This is a genomic window from Pseudomonas sp. ASL8 (assembly GCF_056680355.1).
This window is the reverse complement of sequence record NZ_CM155278.1, coordinates 3,268,981-3,289,221: the sequence shown is the minus strand read 5'-3', so window position 1 is coordinate 3,289,221 and position 20,241 is coordinate 3,268,981. Positions and strand designations below refer to the sequence as shown.

16 protein-coding genes and 2 tRNA genes are annotated in these 20,241 nt (G+C 59.3%); 9 read left to right on the top strand and 9 right to left on the bottom strand.

Annotated elements, in window-relative coordinates:
* Nucleotides 1-88: 88 nt before the first annotated feature.
* Complete coding sequence (locus tag AC1MEA_RS15210; protein ID WP_480416652.1) at nucleotides 89-1,861, top strand: bifunctional diguanylate cyclase/phosphodiesterase; 1,773 nt, start codon at nucleotides 89-91, stop codon at nucleotides 1,859-1,861.
* On the opposite strand, the gene AC1MEA_RS15205 is transcribed toward AC1MEA_RS15210, so the two are convergent.
* From AC1MEA_RS15205 to bamJ, 5 genes are all read right to left on the bottom strand, one after another.
* Nucleotides 1,858-2,334, bottom strand: coding sequence for an SEL1-like repeat protein (locus AC1MEA_RS15205; RefSeq protein WP_449634911.1), 477 nt, complete (start codon nucleotides 2,332-2,334; stop codon nucleotides 1,858-1,860). The genes AC1MEA_RS15210 and AC1MEA_RS15205 overlap by 4 nt on opposite strands.
* Entirely contained in the window at nucleotides 2,331-2,696 is a 366-nt protein-coding gene (locus AC1MEA_RS15200) for a hypothetical protein (protein ID WP_219061537.1), read from the bottom strand. Before AC1MEA_RS15200 ends, AC1MEA_RS15205 begins: the two co-directional genes overlap by 4 nt.
* Nucleotides 2,693-3,031, bottom strand: coding sequence for a helix-turn-helix domain-containing protein (locus AC1MEA_RS15195; RefSeq protein WP_480416651.1), 339 nt, complete (start codon nucleotides 3,029-3,031; stop codon nucleotides 2,693-2,695). The genes AC1MEA_RS15200 and AC1MEA_RS15195 overlap by 4 nt, the downstream gene beginning before the upstream one ends.
* Before the next feature lie 143 nt (nucleotides 3,032-3,174).
* On the bottom strand, nucleotides 3,175-3,627 hold the full coding sequence (locus tag AC1MEA_RS15190) for a YkvA family protein (RefSeq protein ID WP_219061539.1): 453 nt from the start codon (nucleotides 3,625-3,627) through the stop codon (nucleotides 3,175-3,177).
* Between the two features lie 371 nt (nucleotides 3,628-3,998).
* Complete coding sequence (gene bamJ, locus AC1MEA_RS15185) at nucleotides 3,999-4,733, bottom strand: BamJ family beta-barrel-assembly machinery protein (RefSeq protein ID WP_219061540.1); 735 nt, start codon at nucleotides 4,731-4,733, stop codon at nucleotides 3,999-4,001.
* A gap of 472 nt (nucleotides 4,734-5,205) precedes the next feature.
* Here bamJ and pmrG point away from each other — a divergent pair, with 472 nt between their 5' ends.
* The gene (gene pmrG / locus AC1MEA_RS15180; protein WP_219061541.1) at nucleotides 5,206-5,889 is read left to right on the top strand and encodes a lipopolysaccharide core heptose(II)-phosphate phosphatase PmrG; all 684 of its coding nucleotides are present in this window, start codon (nucleotides 5,206-5,208) and stop codon (nucleotides 5,887-5,889) included.
* 165 nt (nucleotides 5,890-6,054) lie between these two features.
* Here pmrG and AC1MEA_RS15175 read toward each other — a convergent pair.
* Nucleotides 6,055-6,131 (bottom strand) — tRNA-Asp (locus AC1MEA_RS15175).
* A gap of 19 nt (nucleotides 6,132-6,150) precedes the next feature.
* Nucleotides 6,151-6,226, bottom strand: a tRNA-Val gene (locus tag AC1MEA_RS15170).
* A 161-nt stretch (nucleotides 6,227-6,387) separates the two neighbouring features.
* On the opposite strand from AC1MEA_RS15170, the gene rdgC reads away from it, so the two are divergent.
* The 3 genes from rdgC to sugE all read left to right on the top strand — a co-directional run bounded on the left by rdgC (nucleotide 6,388) and on the right by sugE (nucleotide 8,784).
* Nucleotides 6,388-7,308, top strand: coding sequence for a recombination-associated protein RdgC (rdgC, locus tag AC1MEA_RS15165; protein ID WP_219061542.1), 921 nt, complete (start codon nucleotides 6,388-6,390; stop codon nucleotides 7,306-7,308).
* Nucleotides 7,309-7,375: 67 nt separating this feature from the next.
* Complete coding sequence (locus AC1MEA_RS15160; protein ID WP_480416650.1) at nucleotides 7,376-8,341, top strand: bile acid:sodium symporter family protein; 966 nt, start codon at nucleotides 7,376-7,378, stop codon at nucleotides 8,339-8,341.
* A gap of 128 nt (nucleotides 8,342-8,469) precedes the next feature.
* Entirely contained in the window at nucleotides 8,470-8,784 is a 315-nt protein-coding gene (sugE, locus tag AC1MEA_RS15155) for a quaternary ammonium compound efflux SMR transporter SugE (protein ID WP_219061544.1), read from the top strand.
* Between the two features lie 190 nt (nucleotides 8,785-8,974).
* Here the strand turns inward: sugE and AC1MEA_RS15150 are convergent, their stop codons facing one another.
* Nucleotides 8,975-10,846 (bottom strand): MFS transporter, encoded by a 1,872-nt coding sequence (locus tag AC1MEA_RS15150; protein WP_480416649.1) that lies wholly within the window; start codon nucleotides 10,844-10,846, stop codon nucleotides 8,975-8,977.
* Between the two features lie 138 nt (nucleotides 10,847-10,984).
* Nucleotides 10,985-12,163 (bottom strand): TDT family transporter, encoded by a 1,179-nt coding sequence (locus AC1MEA_RS15145; RefSeq protein WP_480416648.1) that lies wholly within the window; start codon nucleotides 12,161-12,163, stop codon nucleotides 10,985-10,987.
* Nucleotides 12,164-12,432: 269 nt separating this feature from the next.
* On the opposite strand from AC1MEA_RS15145, the gene AC1MEA_RS15140 reads away from it, so the two are divergent.
* From AC1MEA_RS15140 to AC1MEA_RS15125, 4 genes are all read left to right on the top strand, one after another.
* A complete protein-coding gene (locus AC1MEA_RS15140; protein WP_480416647.1) occupies nucleotides 12,433-15,906 on the top strand; it encodes a hybrid sensor histidine kinase/response regulator in 3,474 nt (1,157 codons plus the stop codon).
* A 91-nt stretch (nucleotides 15,907-15,997) separates the two neighbouring features.
* Nucleotides 15,998-16,666: an ABC transporter ATP-binding protein gene (locus tag AC1MEA_RS15135; RefSeq protein ID WP_480416646.1), complete on the top strand. Its 669-nt coding sequence runs from the start codon at nucleotides 15,998-16,000 to the stop codon at nucleotides 16,664-16,666.
* 1 nt (nucleotide 16,667) lies between these two features.
* Nucleotides 16,668-19,148 (top strand): ABC transporter permease, encoded by a 2,481-nt coding sequence (locus AC1MEA_RS15130; protein WP_480416645.1) that lies wholly within the window; start codon nucleotides 16,668-16,670, stop codon nucleotides 19,146-19,148.
* Nucleotides 19,138-20,214, top strand: a complete 1,077-nt coding sequence (locus AC1MEA_RS15125; protein ID WP_480416644.1) for a lipocalin-like domain-containing protein — start codon at nucleotides 19,138-19,140, stop codon at nucleotides 20,212-20,214. The genes AC1MEA_RS15130 and AC1MEA_RS15125 overlap by 11 nt, the downstream gene beginning before the upstream one ends.
* Nucleotides 20,215-20,241: the final 27 nt, after the last annotated feature.

Genomic DNA, 20,241 nt, shown 5'->3' with positions numbered 1-20,241 from the left:
CAGTCATCAAACAGTCATCAATCTGTCGTGAAATAGAGGGGCTGAGCGCTAGTGCGCTCAGCCCCTTTTTTTTTGCGCAGAGATCACCATGACCGTCACTGAACAGCTGAGCGCACTGAGTTCAATCCTGGCTCACCGCGATTTGCACAGCTTGTTCCAACCGATACTGTCGCTATCGGACCGCCGGATTCTCGGCTATGAAGCCTTGACCCGAGGCCCGTCCAACAGTCCCCTGCATTCGCCCATCAGCCTGTTCGCAGTGGCCCGCCAAGCTGGGCGGCTCAGCGAGCTGGAGCTGGCCGCGCGCGAATGTGCCTGTCGGCGTTTCAGCGAGCAGAAACTTGAAGGCAAGCTGTTCCTCAACGTTTCGCCTGAGTCGCTGCTGGAACCGGCTCACCCGCCAGGTCGCACCTTGGAATTGCTGAACGCCTACGGCATTTCTCCCAGCCAGGTGGTGATCGAGCTGACCGAGCAGACACCCACTGAAGATTTCGAGCTGCTGTACAACGCACTGCATCACTATCGGGATATGGGTTTTTCCATCGCTATGGACGACTTGGGCGCGGGATATTCCAGCCTGCGCCTATGGTCGGAACTGCGCCCGGACTACGTAAAAATCGATCGACACTTTATCGACGGCATTCATCAGGATGCGGTCAAGCGCGAGTTCGTCGGTTCCATGCTGCAAATGGCCAGGGCCTCCAGAGCGATTGTGATCGCCGAAGGCATTGAGCTGCCGGAAGAGCTCGCGGTGCTGATCGACATGGGCGTGGATCTGGTTCAGGGCTATCTGCTCTGCCGTCCGCAAGAACATCCGCCGCGTGATGCCCGCGCTCTGCTGCCCAAGCTCGATCCAACGGCACCGGCGCTGAACGAAGACGCCTGCGACCTAAGCGCCCTGCTCAACGAACAACCCGCAGTCAATCAGTCCACACCGACTGCCGCCGTCCTCGAATACTTTCGCAAGCAAGCCAACCTCAACTCCTTGGCGGTGCTGGACGAGCACTCGCAACCTTGCGGCATCGTGCATCGGCACTCGCTGTCCGAGGCCCTGCTAAAGCCTTTCGCTACAGACCTGTTCGCACGCAAACCGATCAGCCGCCTGATGAGCGACGACTTTCTTGCTGTCGAGCTGAACCAGTCCTTGCAGCAAGTCAGCCGCCTGCTGACCAGTCGCGCCCGGCAGCGTATCGAAGAGGATTTCATCATCACCCTCAATGGCTGCTACCTGGGTCTGGGGCGGGTGATTGATGTGCTGAAACTGATCACTGAACTGAAAATACAGCAAGCCCGCTACGCCAACCCGCTGACCTTGTTGCCCGGAAACGTGCCGATCCAGCAGTGCCTGACCCGCCTGCTGCAACAGGGCCATGAGTCAATGATCTGCTACGTGGATATCGACAGTTTCAAGCCGTTCAACGATATCTATGGCTACGGACGTGGCGACGAAGTATTGCTCTGCCTGGCGCAGTGCCTGAACGACCGGATCGACCCGAGCCGCGACTTTGTCGGACACATCGGCGGAGATGACTTCTTGATGGTGCTGGGCTCCGAAGACTGGCGCAAACGCCTGAATCTTTTGCTCGAAGATTTTCAGAATCAGTGTCGGCGCTTCTACCGGGCCGAGCATCTGGAGTCGGGCTGTTTCACGGCCCTCAATCGTCAGGGCCAGCGTCAGGACTTCGCACTGTTATCACTGTCCATTGGCGTCGTCCACTTGCACCCCGGTGCCTGTGCGAATCTGGATGCCAGTCAACTCGCGGAAATGGCGTCACAAGCCAAGCACCACGCAAAGAACGTGGCGGGTGCCAGCGTGCACGTTATCGACACAATGGACTGCGGCGCACTCCTGGCAAGCTAAAGACCCAACTGCCGGGTATGGGCCTGAACCGCTTTGGCGCGCTCCAGATCAGGGGGTAAGCCGGGGCCGCCCTGTTGGTACAACTGCGACAGTTTGATGGCCGCCAGTGGATGCCTGGCCTCGACTGCCATGCCCCACCATTGGGCGGCATCGACAGCATCAGGGGCCTTGCGTGTGTCACCCGCCAGGCTCAACACGCCGAGCTGGTAAGCCGACTTGCCATCTCCCCCCAACGCCGCCAGACGCAACAGACGCACGCCTTCCTCGCGAGCACCCAAACCTTGACCGCGAAACGTCAGGATATGGCCGTAGAAGCTCTGAGCGCCAACATCTCCCAGATTCGCCATACGCGAGAATTGACCTTCGAGCCATTGCCAGCCTCGAGGTTGTTGCACGAACCACGACCAATGGAATAACCGTCGAGCCAGCAAGTAGCTCAATCGTGCTCGTAAACGCCACAGACTTGGTTTCACACGCTCTCCGGATAGCTGTACTCAAAGACCCGCGCCACTTCAGACGCATGCCATGACGCTGCGGCCACGCCGTCGGAAGGGCCCGAGAATCGTCCAAGCCGTTCGACGCATTCAAAGAAGCCGGTACGCGGCAAACGACTCGCACCCTGACTGATGACCAATGAACTGCGCAACGGCTGTTCGGCGCGAGCATCCAGCGCTGCCAAGTGCTCAAGTGCGGCAGTGAGGGTGAGCATCGCGGGACTGGGAAGTTGCAACCGCTCAAGTAAAGCACGGTAGGTCAACAGGTGCCGTTGCCGGCGCGCCTGGTCCAACTCAGTCAGCAGCCCTTCCCAGTGCAGACGACTGATGCGCACACTCATGACTCACCTCCCCAGCCAGGGACACCCAATTCCCAGGCCAGGCTTCGGCGAATGGCCGCATCCGGCAGTCGCTCGCCACTTTCGATCAAGTCCAGGTACGACGGACTGATCCCCACTGCACGCGCCAACTGCGCAACCTCCAGGCCTTTGGCGGCGCGCAAGGCACCCAGTTGATCAAAGCCGGGATGATCGACAGGCGCGGCCTCAGGCGGTTGCGGCGGGTGTTGAGTGATTGTGTCCGAGATCCCGGCCGCTTTGAGCAGAGCCTGATACTGAGCCCAAGGCAAAACTGCGTACTCTGGCTCTCCATCACGTGTAATTATCTGAAGATCCATACAACCCCCTGTAGGACTACAACACTTTGCGAGTAGGCTTTTTCCCTGTGTTGATATCTTAACAGCGGACAGAGGCACCTTGCGTCCTCTGAATCGACAGACGATCACTCAAAACGACGATTACGCCAATAAATCCGGGTGTTTCAGGGTTTCTGATGCTCTAGCGCAAGGAGCTCCGGTGTTGCTGGCAATCGTTCGACGACGGCAAGTTTCTCCGGTGCCTGCCTGGCTCGCCACGCCCGAAAGGCATTCAGCTCACTTTCCAGGCTTTTCATGACCCAGGCCAGCACTGCGATGTCGTCGAGCATGCCGATCCCGGGTATCCAGTCCGGCACGGCATCGAACGGGCTGAGGAAATACATCAACCCCGCCACCACCGAGAGCATCGTCTTGGTGCTGACGGCTCGGTACTCACCGCGCCAATAGGCCAGGCACAGAGCCTGCAGCAAGCGCAGGTCATCCTTGAGCTTGCCCAAACGGTCACCCTGCCCGGCGCCCTTGCGTGCGACAGCAAAGATCAAGGCTGGCAAACGCCCACGGCTTAGCAAGCGCTGAGCCATGGGCAAAAAACGAATCAAATTCCACGGTGTTTTCATGATCGCTCCCAACGGAGGTTGCAACAGGTGTCACCACTATGCTGTACAAAATGTTATCCACACAAGTTGTGGATAACCTTGTGAACAGAGCCTGTTTTCAGGCCTGAGACGCCCGCCCTATAGGGCTTTGGCTCAAATCGGGCGTTTTTTACTCACATTAAAAATACGACAAATTCGTTGACTTGGGGCCTGACTGAAGTTACCCCCACCCTATTGCAGTGGGTCGCAATCGATCGTCCTACAATCTACCCGCGATTGCCAATCAGCCAACGGTATTACGACTGCGTCAAAGGGGATCCGTTCGTTTCCAAACGCCACAAACAACAACGCCCCGTCAATGCGGGGCGTTGTGCTCAAACCAGTGCGCTCAATTACTTGGCGGCTGGCTCTTCAGGAGCTTCTGCAGCTGCAGCGGCAGGATCCTTGATCGCCAACAGTTCCAGATCGAAGACCAGAACGGAGTTGGCAGGGATCGTCGGGCTTGGGCTTTGCGCGCCGTAGGCCAGGTCGCTAGGGATGTAGAGTTTGATTTTCTCGCCAACGTGCATCAGTTGCAGGCCTTCAACCCAGCCAGGGATCACGCCGCTTACCGGCAGATCAATCGGGCTGCCGCGTTCAACGGAGCTGTCGAAGACTTTGCCGTCAGTCAGCTTGCCTTCGTAGTGAACAGTCACTACGTCGGTCGGCTTAGGCTGAGGGCCATCGGCTTTCTTGATGATTTCGTATTGCAGGCCAGAAGCGGTGGTGGTCACTTCTTTACGCTTGCCGTTCTCAGCGAGGAATTTCTTGCCGGCGGCTGCCGACTCTTCGCTCATTTTGGCCATACGCTCTTCAGCGCGCTTTTGCAGGGCAGCAAAGGCTTCGACCAGCTCATCATCCTTGAGCTTCTGTTCTTTCTTGCCGACGGCGTCTTCGATGCCTTGGGCTACCGCTTTGGAGTCCAGATCATCCATACCTTCCTGAGCCAGGCTTTTGCCCATGTTCAAGCCGATACCGTAAGAAGCTTTTTGCGCCGGGGTTTTCAGCTCTACGTTGGTATGCGAGTCACAACCCGCGAGTACCAGACCTACCAGGGCTACCGCCGCCGCCAACCGATGCTGTTTCATACTAATTCCTTGTTCATGCGCCAATAGGGCAAACGAGTAAAGCCGCGAGCTTATCAGGCTGCCGCGATCAGTGGCTACCGGCATGAGAGGCAGAAAAGTCAGATAAGTTCAGGTATCCAAACGTTTTCTTGCGCCGCATGCATGTCGTACAGCGTTGGTTCAGCTGCGTAACAAGAGCCCATACGGCCAGGCTGATTATTTCGTGATCTACAGCGTAGACGATGCTGTAAACCAGACTTTGTTGATTCCAGGCTTTATTCAAACGAGATCGCCCCTGACTCGCACTGTTTCAGACCCTCTTGAGCCCCCCTTGAACAACCCTCAACACTAACCAGGTCAACGCTCTCTCTAAATTTTCACATCTTTTTCACAGGCCACCTACCTGGCCTGCTCTAGATTTCTCCGATCATGAAGGCGCTAACCCGTCTCGCAGTTGTTTCGCATCGAATACTAATAATCCCGGAGCAACAAGATGCAGGAAAGCACAACCACGCCTGTCGTTACACCCACGCCAGCAAAGCCCAAGGCTAAAACCCGGCGAAAGAAGCAGGTGCTGTGGGCTGTGGTCGCCCTCGCGGTGCTGCTGATTGCAGGCTTTGGAGTGTGGCAAAAATCGCCCACTAACCTGGGCAAAGGCGACAACATGAAAGCCGCCGGGGTCTATGCCCGCTGGGATGCAGGCGACGTGGTGGTGTTGGTTCGGCATGCCGAGCGCTGCGACAGGTCCAGCAACCCGTGCCTCGGGCCTGCAGACGGGATCACCCGATTGGGTAGCGATACCGCTGCCGAGCTGGGTAAAGCGTTCATGACCATGGGCATGAGCAACGCTGACGTATTCAGCAGCCCATTGACCCGCACGGCACAGACTTCACTTTATATGTTCGGTAAAGCCAGTGCCGAACAGGACTGGCTGGTCAACTGCGAGACATCCATGCTTCAGGATGTGATCGCGCACAAAACGCCCCATCGCAACCTGGTATTGGTTACCCATAGCGGATGCATCAGCAAATTTGAACATCAACTGGGGTTTAAGCATGCCGCGACCAGTGAATACAGCAGTGCGCTGTTTGTGTCGGTCGGCACTGATGGCAAGCCCAACGTGCTAGGCATTGTGAATGTTCAGGACTGGCCATCTGTACTGAACAAAAAACCGTAACGCCCACATCACTTCATTGCGGTATCTAGAGTGCCGGCGGCGCACTCATAGATACTTGGAGCCGTGACCTCAGTCAGATGAGGCCACTAAATTTTGAACAAAAAAAAGCGACCCTAAGGTCGCTTTCTGTTGCTTCAAGGAGTTCAAGGGCCTTGGAGCTTAATATGGCGCAGCGGACGGGACTCGAACCCGCGACCCCCGGCGTGACAGGCCGGTATTCTAACCGACTGAACTACCGCTGCGCGTAACACTGAGAAGGATTGGTGGGTGATGACGGGATCGAACCGCCGACCCGCTGCTTGTAAGGCAGCTGCTCTCCCAGCTGAGCTAATCACCCTTCACTCTCGGTGTGGCGCGCATTCTATATAGCGACCCTATCTCTGGCAAGCACTTTTTTAAATAATTTTTATAATCCTGCCAAAGGCTTAGCACAGGGTTGGCCGCAGAGGCCGAGGAGCGAATAATGCCCCCACTTTGTACAAAGGAGAGATTCACCCCATGTGGTTCAAAAACCTGCTTATCTATCGCCTGACCCAAGATCTGCCTTTTGATGCCGAGGCGCTGGAAACCGCATTGGCGACCAAACAGGCGCGCCCTTGTGCCAGCCAGGAGTTGACCACTTACGGTTTCGTCGCACCGTTCGGTAAAGGTGAGGACGCTCCTCTGGTTCACGTCAGTCAGGACTTCCTGCTGATTGCCGCACGCAAGGAAGAACGCATTCTGCCTGGCAGCGTGGTGCGTGATGCATTAAAGGAAAAGATCGAAGAGATCGAAGCCGAACAAATGCGCAAGGTCTATAAGAAGGAACGTGATCAGATCAAGGATGAAATCATCCAGGCCTTTCTGCCCCGCGCCTTTATTCGTCGCTCGGCGACCTTTGCTGCCATCGCGCCGAAACAGGGCCTGATCCTGGTTAACGCCTCCAGCCCGAAACGCGCCGAAGACCTGCTCTCCACCCTGCGCGAAGTGATCGGTTCGCTGCCGGTACGCCCTCTGACGGTGAAAGTCGCGCCAAGCGCAACCATGACCGAATGGGTCAAGTCCCAGAAAGCAGCTGACCACTTCTTCGTCCTCGACGAGTGCGAGCTGCGTGACACCCATGAAGACGGCGGCATCGTGCGCTGCAAGCGTCAGGATTTGACCAGCGATGAAATCCAGCTGCACTTGAGCACCGGCAAGGTGGTCACTCAGCTGTCATTGGCCTGGCAGGACAAACTGTCCTTCGTGCTGGACGACAAGATGGTGGTCAAACGCCTGAAGTTCGAAGACCTGCTGCAAGATCAGGCCGAACAGGACGGTGGCGAGGAAGCCCTCGGCCAACTGGACGCCAGCTTCACCTTGATGATGCTGACCTTCGGCGAATTCCTGCCTGAGTTGTTTGAAGCGCTGGGCGGCGAAGAGCTGCCACAGGGCATCTAAGCCATCTGCTGTTATGCGCTACCGGCTGCGGTAGCGCATTTCTCCTCTAATAAAAAAGGAACAAGCCATGCGTGCGCTGGCTGCGTTGAGTCGTTTTGTCGGGAATACCTTCGCCTATTGGGTGCTGCTGTTTGCAGTGTTGGCGTTTGCGCTGCCCGATTGGTTTATCGGTTTGAAAAGCGCCATCGTGCCGCTCTTGGGCCTGGTGATGTTCGGCATGGGCCTGACGCTCAAGCTCGATGATTTTTCTGAAGTCGCTCGCCATCCTTGGCGTGTGGCCTTAGGGGTGGTCGCGCATTTCGTGATCATGCCCGGCGTCGCCTGGCTGCTGTGCCAGGCGTTTCATCTGCCCGCGGAGATCGCTGTGGGCGTGATTCTGGTGGGTTGCTGCCCGAGCGGCACGTCCTCCAACGTCATGACCTGGCTGGCCCGTGGCGACCTGGCGTTGTCAGTGGCTATTGCCGCAGTGACCACCCTCCTTGCCCCGCTGCTGACACCCGCGCTGATCTGGTTGCTGGCCTCGGCCTGGTTGCCGGTGTCTTTCATGGACATGTTCTGGTCGATTCTGCAGTTGGTCTTGCTCCCAATCGTGCTCGGCGTCGTCGCGCAACGCGTGCTCGGCCATCGAGTAAAAGCAGCGGTAGACGTATTGCCACTGGTGTCGGTGGTCAGCATCGTATTGATCGTCGCCGCGGTGGTTGCCGCCAGCCAGGCGAAAATCGCCGAGTCAGGCTTGTTGATCATGGCAGTGGTGATGCTGCACAACAGCTTCGGTTTTGTGCTCGGCTACTTCACCGGCAAGCTGTTCAAGCTGCCGCTGGCGCAGCGCAAATCCCTGGCACTGGAAGTCGGCATGCAGAACTCCGGGCTGGGCGCCGCATTGGCCAGTGCCCACTTCTCGCCACTGGCCGCCGTGCCCAGCGCGCTGTTCAGCGTCTGGCACAACATTTCCGGCGCGTTGCTTTCGACGTATTTCCGGCGCATGAGTGAACAAGCGGACCGCGAACTCGCCACTCGATCCGTTACCGACTAGCCGCTTTGTCGATACCCTGACTTGCCCCCGAATCGTTTTGTGTGCACTATACTGCGCACAGTCGGGACGACCTGACTGATCCATCAGGAAAAACGATTCGGGGACGACCCCTTTTATAGGAGGTCATCATGTCCTGGATTATTCTGTTTTTCGCCGGTCTGTTCGAAGTCGGTTGGGCCGTCGGCCTGAAATACACCGAAGGCTTCACCCGCCCCCTGCCTACAGCCCTCACCGTCGCAGCCATGCTGGTCAGCCTGGGCTTGCTGGGCGTGGCCATGAAAGAACTGCCGCTGGGCACTGCCTACGCAATATGGACCGGTGTCGGTGCGGTAGGCACCGTGATCGCCGGGATCATCCTGTTCGGTGAATCCGCGGCGCTGTTTCGGCTGGTCAGCGTGGGCTTGATTCTGTGTGGATTGGCAGGGCTCAAGCTGAGTGCTTGAGGCAGCCACACGCCGCATTAAACTAATCGCGGGCAAGCCCGCTCCTACGGCCTGGCGGCCAGAAGCAGCTCATATTGTAGGAGCGCGCTTGCCCGCGAAAAGGTCGGCACGGCCTTCCGGGGCCCGTGAAACCAACCATTTTCATCACCGCGACGCAGTCGATCACGGAGCATCCACAGGGCGCTGTGTACTACCGGACGGTGCCCCGCAACTCCGCCACTCGCGCCTGCAAACTCGCCGGTAACGCCGCATCCATTGCCACGGCGGGCCCGGCCACCACGGTGATGCGCGACCACAGCCGACGAAAAATCCCCTTGTTCGGATCACGGCTGAAAAAACTACCCCACAAGCCTTGCAAGGCCAGCGGAATCACTGGCACCGGGGTCTCTTGCAGAATCCGGTTCAAGCCACCTTTGAACTCGTTGATCTCCCCGTCAGCGGTCAGCTTGCCTTCGGGGAAGATGCACACCAACTCACCGTCTTTCAGGTATCCAGCAATTTTCTTGAAGGCCTGATCGTAGATCGCCAGGTCTTCGTTGCGCCCGGCAATCGGGATGGTGCCAGCGGTGCGGAAAATGAAGTTGAGCACCGGCAGGTTGTAGATTTTGTAATACATCACGAACCGAATCGGCCGCCGCACAGCCCCGCCAATCAACAGCGCATCGACAAAGGACACATGGTTGCAAACCAGCAGCGCCGCACCTTCGTCCGGAATCAGCTCCAGGTTGCGATGCTCGACACGGTACATGGAATGGCCGAGCAGCCAGATCATGAAGCGCATGGTGAACTCGGGCACGATCTTGAAGATGTAGGCATTCACCGCGATGTTCATCAGCGAAATCACCAGAAACAGCTGCGGAATCGACAGCTTGACCACGCTGAGGAGCACGATCGAGACGATGGCCGACACCACCATGAACAGCGCATTGAGGATGTTGTTGGATGCGATGACCCGCGAACGCTCGTTCTCGGCGGTGCGCGACTGGATCAGCGCGTACAGCGGCACGATATAGAAGCCGCCAAAAATACCAATGCCCAGCACATCGCTCAGCACCCACCACGCCTGACCATAAGACAGCACCGTCAGCCAGTCATTGGCCTGAACGTTTTGCGGAAAGCCGCCCGAATGCCACCACAGCAGCAGCCCGAACACGGTCAGGCCCATCGAGCCGAACGGCACCAGGCCGATCTCGACCTTGCGCCCGGACAACCGCTCGCACAGCATCGAACCCAGGGCGATGCCGATGGAGAACACGGTGAGAATCAGCGTGACCACAGTCTCGTCGCCATACAGCCACTCTTTGGCGTAAGCCGGAATCTGCGTCAGGTAAATTGCGCCGACGAACCAGAACCAGGAGTTGCCGACAATCGAGCGTGACACGGCGGGCGTCTGACCCAGCCCCAGACGCAAGGTGGCCCAGGATTGACTGAAAATATTCCAGTTCAGGCGCATTTCCGGCGAGGCGGCCGCTGCACGCGGGATGCTGCGACTGGCGATATAACCCAGGCACGCCACCAGCAAGATCGCTGTCGCGACAATGGGCGCGTAGTGCGCGGAAGACATCATGATCCCGGCGCCGATGGTACCGGCCAGAATCGCCAGGAAGGTGCCCATTTCCACCAACCCGTTGCCACCGACCAATTCATCCTCGTGCAAGTGCTGCGGCAGAATCGAGTACTTCACCGGCCCGAACAACGCCGAGTGCGTCCCCATGGCGAACAACGCCAGCAACATCATCCACAGGTGGTTGAGCATGAACCCCGCCGCGCCCACCAGCATGATCGCGATCTCGCCCAGTTTGATCAGACGGATCAATGCATCCTTGGCGTATTTCTCGCCAAACTGACCCGCCAGTGCCGAGAACAAAAAGAACGGCAGAATGAACAACAGTGCACACAGATTGACCCAAATCGAGCGATCACCGTCGATGCTCAGCTTGTAGAGGATGGCGAGGATCAGCGATTGCTTGAGGATATTGTCGTTGAAGGCCCCGAGGGACTGGGTGATGAAAAACGGCAGAAACCGGCGTTTTCCCAGCAAACTGAATTGCGACTGACTCATCGTCCGTGTACTCGAATAGCGCCGGGGTCGGCTTTTTAATTGGAGTGTCTATGTCGACTCCGAGCCACATTGGAAACGTTACGCAAGCAGATGTCGATAGGACGCGTCTGGTTTGATCGTCTCCCACGTCTTTAATACTCACTTGCCCCCGGCACCCACCCCCGCGATACAGGGTGAAACGAACAGCTCTCCTTTATAGGCACCGCGCGCGGTCCGGCTCATGACGATCAGCCACAATATCGTCAGACAGCACACCAACGCACAACCGGCCAGCGAGAAGAATGTCAGGTGCAGCCTTGCTGCAAGCTTCAGGGTCGCCAACGCGTAGACGCCCAATGGAAAGGTAAACCCCCACCAGCCGAGGTTGAACGGGATGCCGGTGCGCAGGTAGCGCACAGTGATAAGCACAGCCATCAGCATCCACCACAAGCCGAAGCCCCAGAGTGTGATACCTGCCACCAGACCTATGCCGTCAGCGATTTCACCGAGCTTGGGCAAACCATTGGCCGCAAAAATCGCCGGGGCGTCTTCGCCCATCAACAACATGCCCAACGCTCCGGTGCCAATCGGCCCCAGCGCCAGCCAACTCGAAGCAGCCATGTTTTCGTGGGGCAATTTATGCAGGGCCATGCGCAACAACAGAATGGACAGGATGCTGAACGCTACGGGTACCGAGAACGCCCACAACACGTAGCTGGTGATCAGCACGCTGAATTGCGCGGAGGCGTCGGCCAGATGCGGTGCCAGCAGACCACCGCTCGCCGCCGCCACCTCAGCCGCAACCACGGGCAACAACCACACGGCCGTCATCTGGTCGATACTGTGTTCCTGGCGTGTGAACATCATGAACGGAATGGCCACCCCGCACGCCAGCGCGATGGCCACGTCCAGCCACCAGAGAGTCTCGGCAATGGGCACGACAGCCCCGCCCCATCGAGGCAGGCCGAAGAATAGAAAGCCGTTGATGATGGTCGCCAGCCCCATGGGGATGGTGCCGAAAAACATCGAGACCGTAGAGTGCCCAAACACCCGCCGCGCCTCATTGAAAAACAGCACCCAGCGCGCCATATACACCATGCTGAAGAGCACGAACAAACCTATATTGAACAGCCACAGCCCCTCGGCCAGCAGGTGCAAACCCGGGATCTGCACGGGCAGTTGCCCCAGTGTCAGGGCCAGAATGCCGGTGCCCATGGTCGCAGCGAACCAATTCGGGGTGAACTGACGAATCGCTTCTCGCGGATGACTCAGCGTGCTCAACGGCAGATTACGTTGGTTGGCAACGGTGTGTGGCGCAGGCGTATCAGGGCAAGGCATGCTCTTCTCCAGTCCTCCGATGAGGTGAAATGAGCTTATAGTTCGATTGCATATCTATATAACGGGTAATTTCTCTATAGGTCATCTGCTTTACCTATATGCAACACCGCAGACCTCGTACTGCGGCACCAGGCCGCGCCAAGACCTTGGTCGGCACTGACGAACCCTGAACATCATGCGAGACTGTCCAGCCGGAGCAGGATCGCTTCTGGTCGGTCATTTTTTAACGAGCGCTGTTGAGAGCTATCTAGCGCTATCTGGAGTTTTACATGTCGCTGTCCAGTGGGCTGATTGCTGCCGTCGCCCTGACCTATATGGCCGTTATGTTCGCCATCGCCTTTTATGGCGATCGACGCAGTGCGCCTCTATCGCCACGCCTGCGGGCTTGGGTCTACAGCCTGTCGCTGGCGGTGTACTGCACCAGCTGGACATTTTTTGGCGCAGTGGGCCAGGCGGCCGAACAACTCTGGTCGTTCCTGCCGATCTATCTGGGCCCGATATTGCTGCTGATGCTGGCGCCTTGGGTGCTGCAGAAGATGGTGATGATCAGCAAACAAGAGAACATCACGTCTATCGCTGACTTCATCGCCGCGCGCTATGGCAAGTCGCAATCGTTGGCGGTGGTGGTTGCACTGATCTGTCTGGTCGGCGTTTTACCGTACATTGCCTTGCAGCTCAAAGGCATCGTCCTCGGGGTGAACCTGCTGATCGGTGCCGTCGCCGAATCCACGGGCACCCGCGCCCAGGACACCGCACTCATCGTCTCGCTGATCCTGGCACTGTTCACCATCCTGTTCGGCACTCGCAACCTCGACGCTACCGAACACCACCGCGGCATGGTGCTGGCAATTGCCTTCGAAGCGCTGGTCAAACTGTTCGCGTTTCTCGCAGTGGGCGCGTTCGTCACCTTCGGCCTGTACGACGGTTTCGATGACCTGTTCAGTCAGGCGATGATCGCCCCTCGCCTGGATGAATACTGGAAGGAAACCGTCAACTGGCCGTCGATGGTGGTTCAAACCGGCGTGGCAATGATGGCAATGGTCTGCCTGCCACGGCAGTTTCACGTGACCGTGGTCGAGAACATCGAGCCGCAGGATCTCAGGCTCGCCCGGTGGGTTTTTCCGACGTACCTGGCCCTGGCGGCGCTGTTTGTAGTGCCCATCGCCCTGGCCGGCCAAATGCTGCTGCCCAGTTCGGTGCTGCCCGATTCGTTCGTGATCAGCCTGCCGTTGGCCCAGGCGCACCCGGCGCTGGCCCTGCTGGCGTTTATCGGTGGTGCCTCGGCGGCCACCGGCATGGTGATCGTCGCCAGCGTTGCGCTGTCGACCATGGTCTCCAACGACATGCTGCTGCCGTGGCTGTTGCGCCGCAAAACCGCAGAGCGTCCCTTTGAGGTGTTCCGCCACTGGATGCTGTCGGTACGTCGGATTAGCATCGTGGCGATCCTGTTGCTGGCTTACGTCTGCTACCGGTTGCTCGGTTCAACGGCGAGCCTGGCAACCATCGGCCAAATCGCCTTCGCCGCCATCACTCAACTGGCCCCGGCCATGCTCGGCGCGCTGTATTGGAAACAAGCCAACCGCCGAGGCGTATTCGCTGGCCTGGCAGCTGGCACCTTTATTTGGTTTTACACCCTGGTGCTGCCCATTGCGGCCAACAGCCTAGGCTGGGCGCTCACCCTGTTCCCGGGGCTGGCCTGGCTGCACGGTAACCCATTGCATTTACCGATTACCCCGCTGACCCAAGGCGTGGTGCTGTCGCTTGCCGGTAACTTCACCCTGTTCGCTTGGGTGTCGGTGCTGTCACGCACACGGGTCTCCGAACACTGGCAGGCCGGACGTTTCATCGGCCAGGAAATCAGTGCGCGCCCCAGCAACCGTTCGTTGCTGGCGGTGCAGATCGAGGACTTATTGAGCCTGTCGGCGCGCTTCGTGGGTGAGGAGCGCGCGCGGCAGAGTTTTATTCGCTTCGCCTATCGTCAGGGCAAGGGCTTCAGCCCGAACCAGAACGCCGATGGTGAGTGGATAGCCCACACCGAGCGCTTGCTGGCCGGTGTGCTCGGCGCGTCCTCGACCCGAGCAGTGGTCAAGGCCGCCATCGAAGGACGGGAGATGCAGCTCGAAGACGTGGTGCGCATCGCCGACGAAGCCTCCGAGGTGCTGCAATTCAACCGGGCGCTGTTGCAAGGGGCCATTGAAAACATCACCCAAGGCATCAGCGTGGTCGATCAATCGCTGAAACTTGTGGCCTGGAATCATCGTTATCTGGAACTGTTCAATTACCCGGACGGCCTGATCAGCGTTGGCCGGCCGATCGCCGACATCATCCGCTATAACGCCGAACGCGGCCTGTGCGGCCCCGGTGAAGCTGAAGTGCATGTGGCGCGCCGGCTGCACTGGATGCGCCAGGGTCGAGCGCATACCTCAGAGCGGTTGTTCCCCAATGGACGCGTCATCGAGCTGATCGGCAACCCGATGCCCGGCGGCGGTTTCGTCATGAGTTTCACCGACATCACCGCGTTCCGGGAAGCCGAGCAGGCGCTCAAAGGCGCCAACGAAAGCCTTGAACAACGCGTTGCCGAGCGTACCCATGAGCTGTCACAACTGAACGTGGCGCTGACCGAGGCCAAGGGTACTGCGGAAACCGCCAACCAGTCGAAAACCCGCTTTCTTGCAGCGGTCAGCCATGACCTGATGCAACCGCTGAATGCGGCGCGACTGTTCTCGGCAGCCCTGTCCCACCAGGAAGACGAGATTTCCAGCGAGGCCCAGCAACTGGTGCACCACCTGGACAGTTCGCTGCGCTCCGCAGAAGACCTGATCAGCGACCTGCTGGACATTTCTCGCCTGGAAAACGGCAAGATCACACCCAATCCCCAGCCGTTCCCCCTGAGTGCGCTGTTCGACACCCTCGGCGCCGAGTTCAAGGCACTGGCCCAGGAACAAGGCTTGAAATTCCGGGTACGCGGCAGCAACCTGCGGATCGACAGCGACATAAAGTTATTGCGGCGGATTCTGCAAAACTTCCTGACCAACGCGTTCCGCTACGGCAAGGGCCCGGTACTGCTGGGCGTAAGGCGTCGGGGCGCGAAACTGTGCCTCGAAGTCTGGGACCGTGGCCCAGGTATTCCGGAAGACAAACGTCAGGTGATTTTCGAGGAGTTCAAACGCCTCGACAGCCATCAGACCCGCGCCGAAAAAGGTCTGGGCCTCGGGCTGGCCATTGCCGACGGGCTTTGCCGCGTATTGGGTCATGAACTGCAAGTGCGCTCCTGGCCTGGCAAAGGCAGTGTGTTCAGCGTCACTGTGCCCCTGGCCGCTCATCAAATGCCATTGGCCGCCAGTCCAGCCGAGCCCAAGTCCCAGCCACTGAGCGGTACCCAAGTACTGTGCGTCGACAACGAGGACAGCATTCTGATCGGTATGAACAGCTTGCTCACGCGTTGGGGATGCCAGGTGTGGACGGCACGCAATCGCAGTGAGTGCGAAGCCCTGCTGGGCAAAGGCGTGCATCCGCAGCTGGCGCTGGTGGACTATCACCTGGATGAAGGTGATACCGGCGCCGCACTGATGGCCTGGTTGCGCACGCGCCTGGGTGAGCCGGTACCCGGCGTGGTCATCAGCGCGGACGGTCGACCTGAGCTGATCGCGCAGATCCACGCTGCCGGCCTCGATTACCTGTCGAAACCGGTCAAACCGGCGGCGCTGCGGGCATTGTTGAGTCGGCATGTCAGTTTGAGCTGAATCAGAAAAGAGGGGGCAGCGTAATCTGCCTGACACAGGATGGCGGACACCCGCTATTCTTTGCCTACCCCTTTGTCAGGCGAGTGACTTCATGCTTCAGGTGCAAGGCGTATTCAAGAGCTATGCGACGCCACAAGGCCCGCTGGCGGTGTTACAGGGGGTCGATTTACAGCTCGAACACGGCAGCAGTCTGGCGCTGATGGGGGAATCGGGCAGCGGTAAAAGCACCCTGCTGCACCTGGTGGCCGGGCTGGACCAGATCGATCGCGGCAGTATCCGCGCCGGCAGACATCGCCTGGATCAGATGAGCGAAGCACAGCTTGCCCATTGGCGGCGCACCGAGATCGGCCTGGTGTTTCAACAGTTCAACCTGATCAGCAGTCTGCCCGTCGAAGACAATCTGGCGTTTCAGGCGCGCCTGGCCGGACGTTATGATCCGTCCTGGCAAGCACAGTTGATCGAGCGGCTGGGACTCGGCGCGCTGCTCAAGCGCTACCCGGAACAACTGTCAGGCGGCCAGCAACAGCGCGTCGCCATCGGCCGCGCGCTGGCCTCGCGCCCCGGCCTGCTGTTGGCCGATGAGCCCACGGGCAATCTGGACGAAGCCACCAGCGATGACGTCCTGCAACTGCTCCTGGATCTGCTGAAAAACACCCCGACCAGTTTGTTGATGGTCACCCATAGCCCGCGAGTCGCGGCTCGACTGGCAACCAGAGTGGTACTGCATTGCGGGCGACTGGCTGACGCCAGCGAGCGCTGAGATGCGCGTATTTTATTGGACATTACGCGCCCTGCTCAGCCATTGGCGTCAGCATCCGGTGCAGTTTTTCAGCGTGCTGACCGGGCTGTGGCTGGCGACCAGCCTGTTGACCGGCGTGCAAGCGCTGAACAGTCAGGCGCGGGAAAGTTACGCCCGTGCCAGCCAACTGATCGGCGGCGAACCCCAGGCCAGTCTGAGCGCGCCGAATGGCGCACCCTTCTCTCAGGATGTGTTTGTCAGCCTGCGCCGCGCGGGTTGGCCGGTGTCTCCGGTGCTGCAAGCGCGCCTCTCGCTCAAGGGGCATGACGATCAGCGCCTGCAATTAATGGGCATCGAACCGGTGTCGCTGCCGGGCGGTTCGGCGGTGGCCGGGCAAGCTCTGGACATGGCGCAGATCGTTGGATTTTTCAGCCCACCGGGCAGCACTTGGATCGCCCCGCAAACCTTGCAGGCCTTGGGTTATCACGAAGGAGAACAACCGCTGACCGAGAATGGACACGCCTTGCCACCGCTGCACAGTAAGGCCGACATGGCCCCGGGTTTGCTGCTGGTGGATATCGGCTTTGCCCAACACCTGCTGGGCATGCCCAACCAGGTCTCGCGACTATTGTTGCCTAAAGACTTTGCGGCCACACAACCGGCATTGCCTGCCGAACTGGTCGGACAACTGGTGCTCAAGAGCAGCGGTGAAGAAAATAACTTGTCGCGCCTGACCGAGAGTTTTCATTTGAACCTCGATGCGCTGGGCTTTCTGTCGTTCGTGGTCGGTTTATTTATCGTGCATGCCGCCATTGGCCTGGCACTCGAGCAGCGGCGCGGACTGCTCAGGACCCTGCGCGCCTGCGGTGTCAGCGCCCGTATGTTAATTCTCAGCCTGGGCGTGGAGCTGGGTGGCCTGGCCTTGCTGGGTGGCGTCGCCGGGGTCGTCAGTGGTTACTGCCTGGCCAGCCTGTTGTTACCCGATGTCGCCGCCAGCCTGCGGGGCCTCTACGGCGCCGAAGTGGCCGGGAAATTGAGCTTGAGCCCCCTGTGGTGGGCCAGTGGTGTGGGTTTGAGTCTATTCGGTGCATTGCTGGCCGGCACCAGCAGCTTGTTGCGTGCAGCGCGGTTGCCGCTGCTGGCCCTGGCCAACGCACAAGCCTGGCATCAGGCCCATGCTCGCTGGTTACGACGCCAGGCGTGGGTGGCGGGCATCGCAGGCGTGACGGCGTTATTGGCCTTGTTATTGGGTGACAGCCTGGCCAGCGGCTTTGTGCTGATGGCCGCCCTGATGCTGGGCGCTGCGCTGAGCCTGCCGGTGCTCCTCAATGCGCTGCTTGAAGCCTTGCTGGGCCGTAGTCGCTCGGTATTGGGCCAATGGTTTCTTGCCGATTGCCGCCAGCAGTTACCGGCGTTGAGCCTGGCGCTGATGGCGCTGTTGTTGGCCCTGGCCGCCAATATTGGCGCGGGCAGCATGACCTCGGGATTTCGCCAGACATTCAATAACTGGCTGGAACAACGGCTGACCGCAGAGCTGTACCTCAACCCACAGAACCCGGCCCAGGCACGCAGTCTTCAGACCTGGCTCAACGAGCAGCCACAGGTCCAGGCCGTGTTACCCACCTGGCAGGTCTCGATCCAGCTACAGGGCTGGCCTGCGGATGTGGTCGGCGTTATCGATCATCCGACCTACCGTCAGCACTGGCCGCTGCTGGACGCTCAGGCGGGCGATCCCTGGGATCAACTGGCACGGGAAGACACCCTGATGCTCAGTGAGCAACTGGCACGCAGGCTCAAGGTTCAGGTCGGCGATCAGTTGACGATTCCCACCCCACAAGGTCAGTGGTCGCCGCGCATCGTCGCGATCTACGCCGACTACGGCAATCCCAAGGGCCATCTGCTGGTCAATGCTCAGCACCTGCTGCGCTATTGGCCGCAGCTGTCGCCCAATCGCTTCAATCTGCGCATCGCCCCTGCGTCGGTGCCGCCGCTGGTGCGCGAACTTCAGTCGCGCTTTGCCCTGGAAGACAGTCGCATCGTCGATCAAAGTCGACTCAAGGGCTGGTCCACACAGGTCTTCGAACGCACCTTCGCCGCCACCGCCGCGCTCAATAGCCTGACGTTGGGGGTCGCGGGAGTGGCGCTGTTCATCAGCCTGCTGACCCAAAGCCAGAGTCGGCTCGGACAACTGGCGCCGCTATGGGCGCTGGGCGTGACCCGGCACCAACTGATGCTGCTCAATCTTGGACAAACCTGGCTGCTGGCGGTGCTGACGCTGTTGTTCGCCCTGCCATTGGGCCTCCTGCTGGCCTGGTGCCTGGACGCGGTGATCAATGTGCAGGCCTTTGGCTGGCGCTTGCCGTTGCAGGTGTTCCCTGCCCAACTGGTGCAGTTGATGGCGCTGGCCCTGCTGGCGACCTTGCTGGCCTCGGCGTGGCCGTTGATCAAACTGTATCGCAGTCGCCCGGCCGACCTGCTGAGGACCTTTGCCAATGAGGATTAGATGGCTGCTGCTCTTGCTGGGCACCCTGCTATTGAGTGCCTGCGATGATCAAAAACCACCTGCCGATGGTTTTGCCGGGCTGGGTAACGAGGCCACTACGTTTGCCCAGGTCGTCCCAGGCAAGGTGTTCAGTTTCCCGCAGGATCACGGCGCCCACGACGGCTTCCGCATCGAGTGGTGGTACGTCACCGCCAACCTCAAGGATGACCAGGGCCGGACCTTCGGCGTGCAATGGACGTTGTTCCGCAACGCGCTGCAAGCCGACACCCAGGCGCAGGGTTGGAGCAATCAGACGATCTGGATGGGCCATGCCGCAGTGACCTCGGCCAACCAGCACTATGCCGCCGAACGCTATGCCCGTGGCGGCGTCGAGCAGGCCGGGGTTAACGCCTCGCCGTTCAAGGCGTGGATCGATGACTGGACGTTCGACAGCCAGTCAAGCGCTGAAAACCCGCTGGCGAACATGCAACTGCACGCCCGTGGACAGGCGTTCAGTTATCGACTGCAACTGACGTCCAGCCAACCGCTGGTGCTGCAAGGCGAGCAAGGCTTCAGTCAAAAGTCAGAACAGGGCCAGGCTTCGTATTACTACAGCCAGCCGTATTTCCAGGCAAAAGGCACCGTCGAAATAGACGGCAAGACGTATCAGGTAGCAGGCCCGGCCTGGCTGGACCGCGAGTGGAGCAGCCAGCCACTGACAGCCAGTCAAACTGGCTGGGACTGGTTTTCCATGCACCTGGACAGCGGCGAACAACTGATGCTGTACCGCATGCGGCAGAAAAACGGCGAGCCGTATCTGACAGGCACCTGGATCAGCGCTGACGGCCAGACACAGGTATTGAAGGGGCAAGAGATCCAGCTCACGCCACTGACCTCAAGTGACATCGCCGGGCACGCGCTGCCAACCCGCTGGGCAGTGAAAATCCCCGGTAAACACCTCGACATCACCACGACCGCGCTAAACCCCAATGCCTGGATGAACCTGCGCATCCCGTACTGGGAAGGTCCAGTGCAGTTGAGCGGAAGTCATTCGGGCACAGGGTACCTGGAAATGACCGGGTATTAAGTCGAACGGGGCTCACACCCGACACAG

Excerpts from the sequence above, each read along its gene's own strand:
- sugE (WP_219061544.1), top strand. The coding sequence starts at position 8,470 with ATGTCCTGGATTATTCTGTTTTTCGCCGGTCTGTTCGAAGTCGGTTGG.
- pmrG (WP_219061541.1), top strand. The coding sequence starts at position 5,206 with ATGCAGGAAAGCACAACCACGCCTGTCGTTACACCCACGCCAGCAAAG.
- AC1MEA_RS15160 (WP_480416650.1), top strand. The coding sequence starts at position 7,376 with ATGCGTGCGCTGGCTGCGTTGAGTCGTTTTGTCGGGAATACCTTCGCC.
- AC1MEA_RS15130 (WP_480416645.1), top strand. The coding sequence starts at position 16,668 with ATGCGCGTATTTTATTGGACATTACGCGCCCTGCTCAGCCATTGGCGT.
- AC1MEA_RS15190 (WP_219061539.1), bottom strand. The coding sequence starts at position 3,627 with ATGAAAACACCGTGGAATTTGATTCGTTTTTTGCCCATGGCTCAGCGC.
- bamJ (WP_219061540.1), bottom strand. The coding sequence starts at position 4,733 with ATGAAACAGCATCGGTTGGCGGCGGCGGTAGCCCTGGTAGGTCTGGTA.
- rdgC (WP_219061542.1), top strand. The coding sequence starts at position 6,388 with ATGTGGTTCAAAAACCTGCTTATCTATCGCCTGACCCAAGATCTGCCT.
- AC1MEA_RS15200 (WP_219061537.1), bottom strand. The coding sequence starts at position 2,696 with ATGAGTGTGCGCATCAGTCGTCTGCACTGGGAAGGGCTGCTGACTGAG.
- AC1MEA_RS15210 (WP_480416652.1), top strand. The coding sequence starts at position 89 with ATGACCGTCACTGAACAGCTGAGCGCACTGAGTTCAATCCTGGCTCAC.
- AC1MEA_RS15140 (WP_480416647.1), top strand. The coding sequence starts at position 12,433 with ATGTCGCTGTCCAGTGGGCTGATTGCTGCCGTCGCCCTGACCTATATG.
- AC1MEA_RS15150 (WP_480416649.1), bottom strand. The coding sequence starts at position 10,846 with ATGAGTCAGTCGCAATTCAGTTTGCTGGGAAAACGCCGGTTTCTGCCG.
- AC1MEA_RS15195 (WP_480416651.1), bottom strand. The coding sequence starts at position 3,031 with ATGGATCTTCAGATAATTACACGTGATGGAGAGCCAGAGTACGCAGTT.
- AC1MEA_RS15125 (WP_480416644.1), top strand. The coding sequence starts at position 19,138 with ATGAGGATTAGATGGCTGCTGCTCTTGCTGGGCACCCTGCTATTGAGT.
- AC1MEA_RS15135 (WP_480416646.1), top strand. The coding sequence starts at position 15,998 with ATGCTTCAGGTGCAAGGCGTATTCAAGAGCTATGCGACGCCACAAGGC.
- AC1MEA_RS15145 (WP_480416648.1), bottom strand. The coding sequence starts at position 12,163 with ATGCCTTGCCCTGATACGCCTGCGCCACACACCGTTGCCAACCAACGT.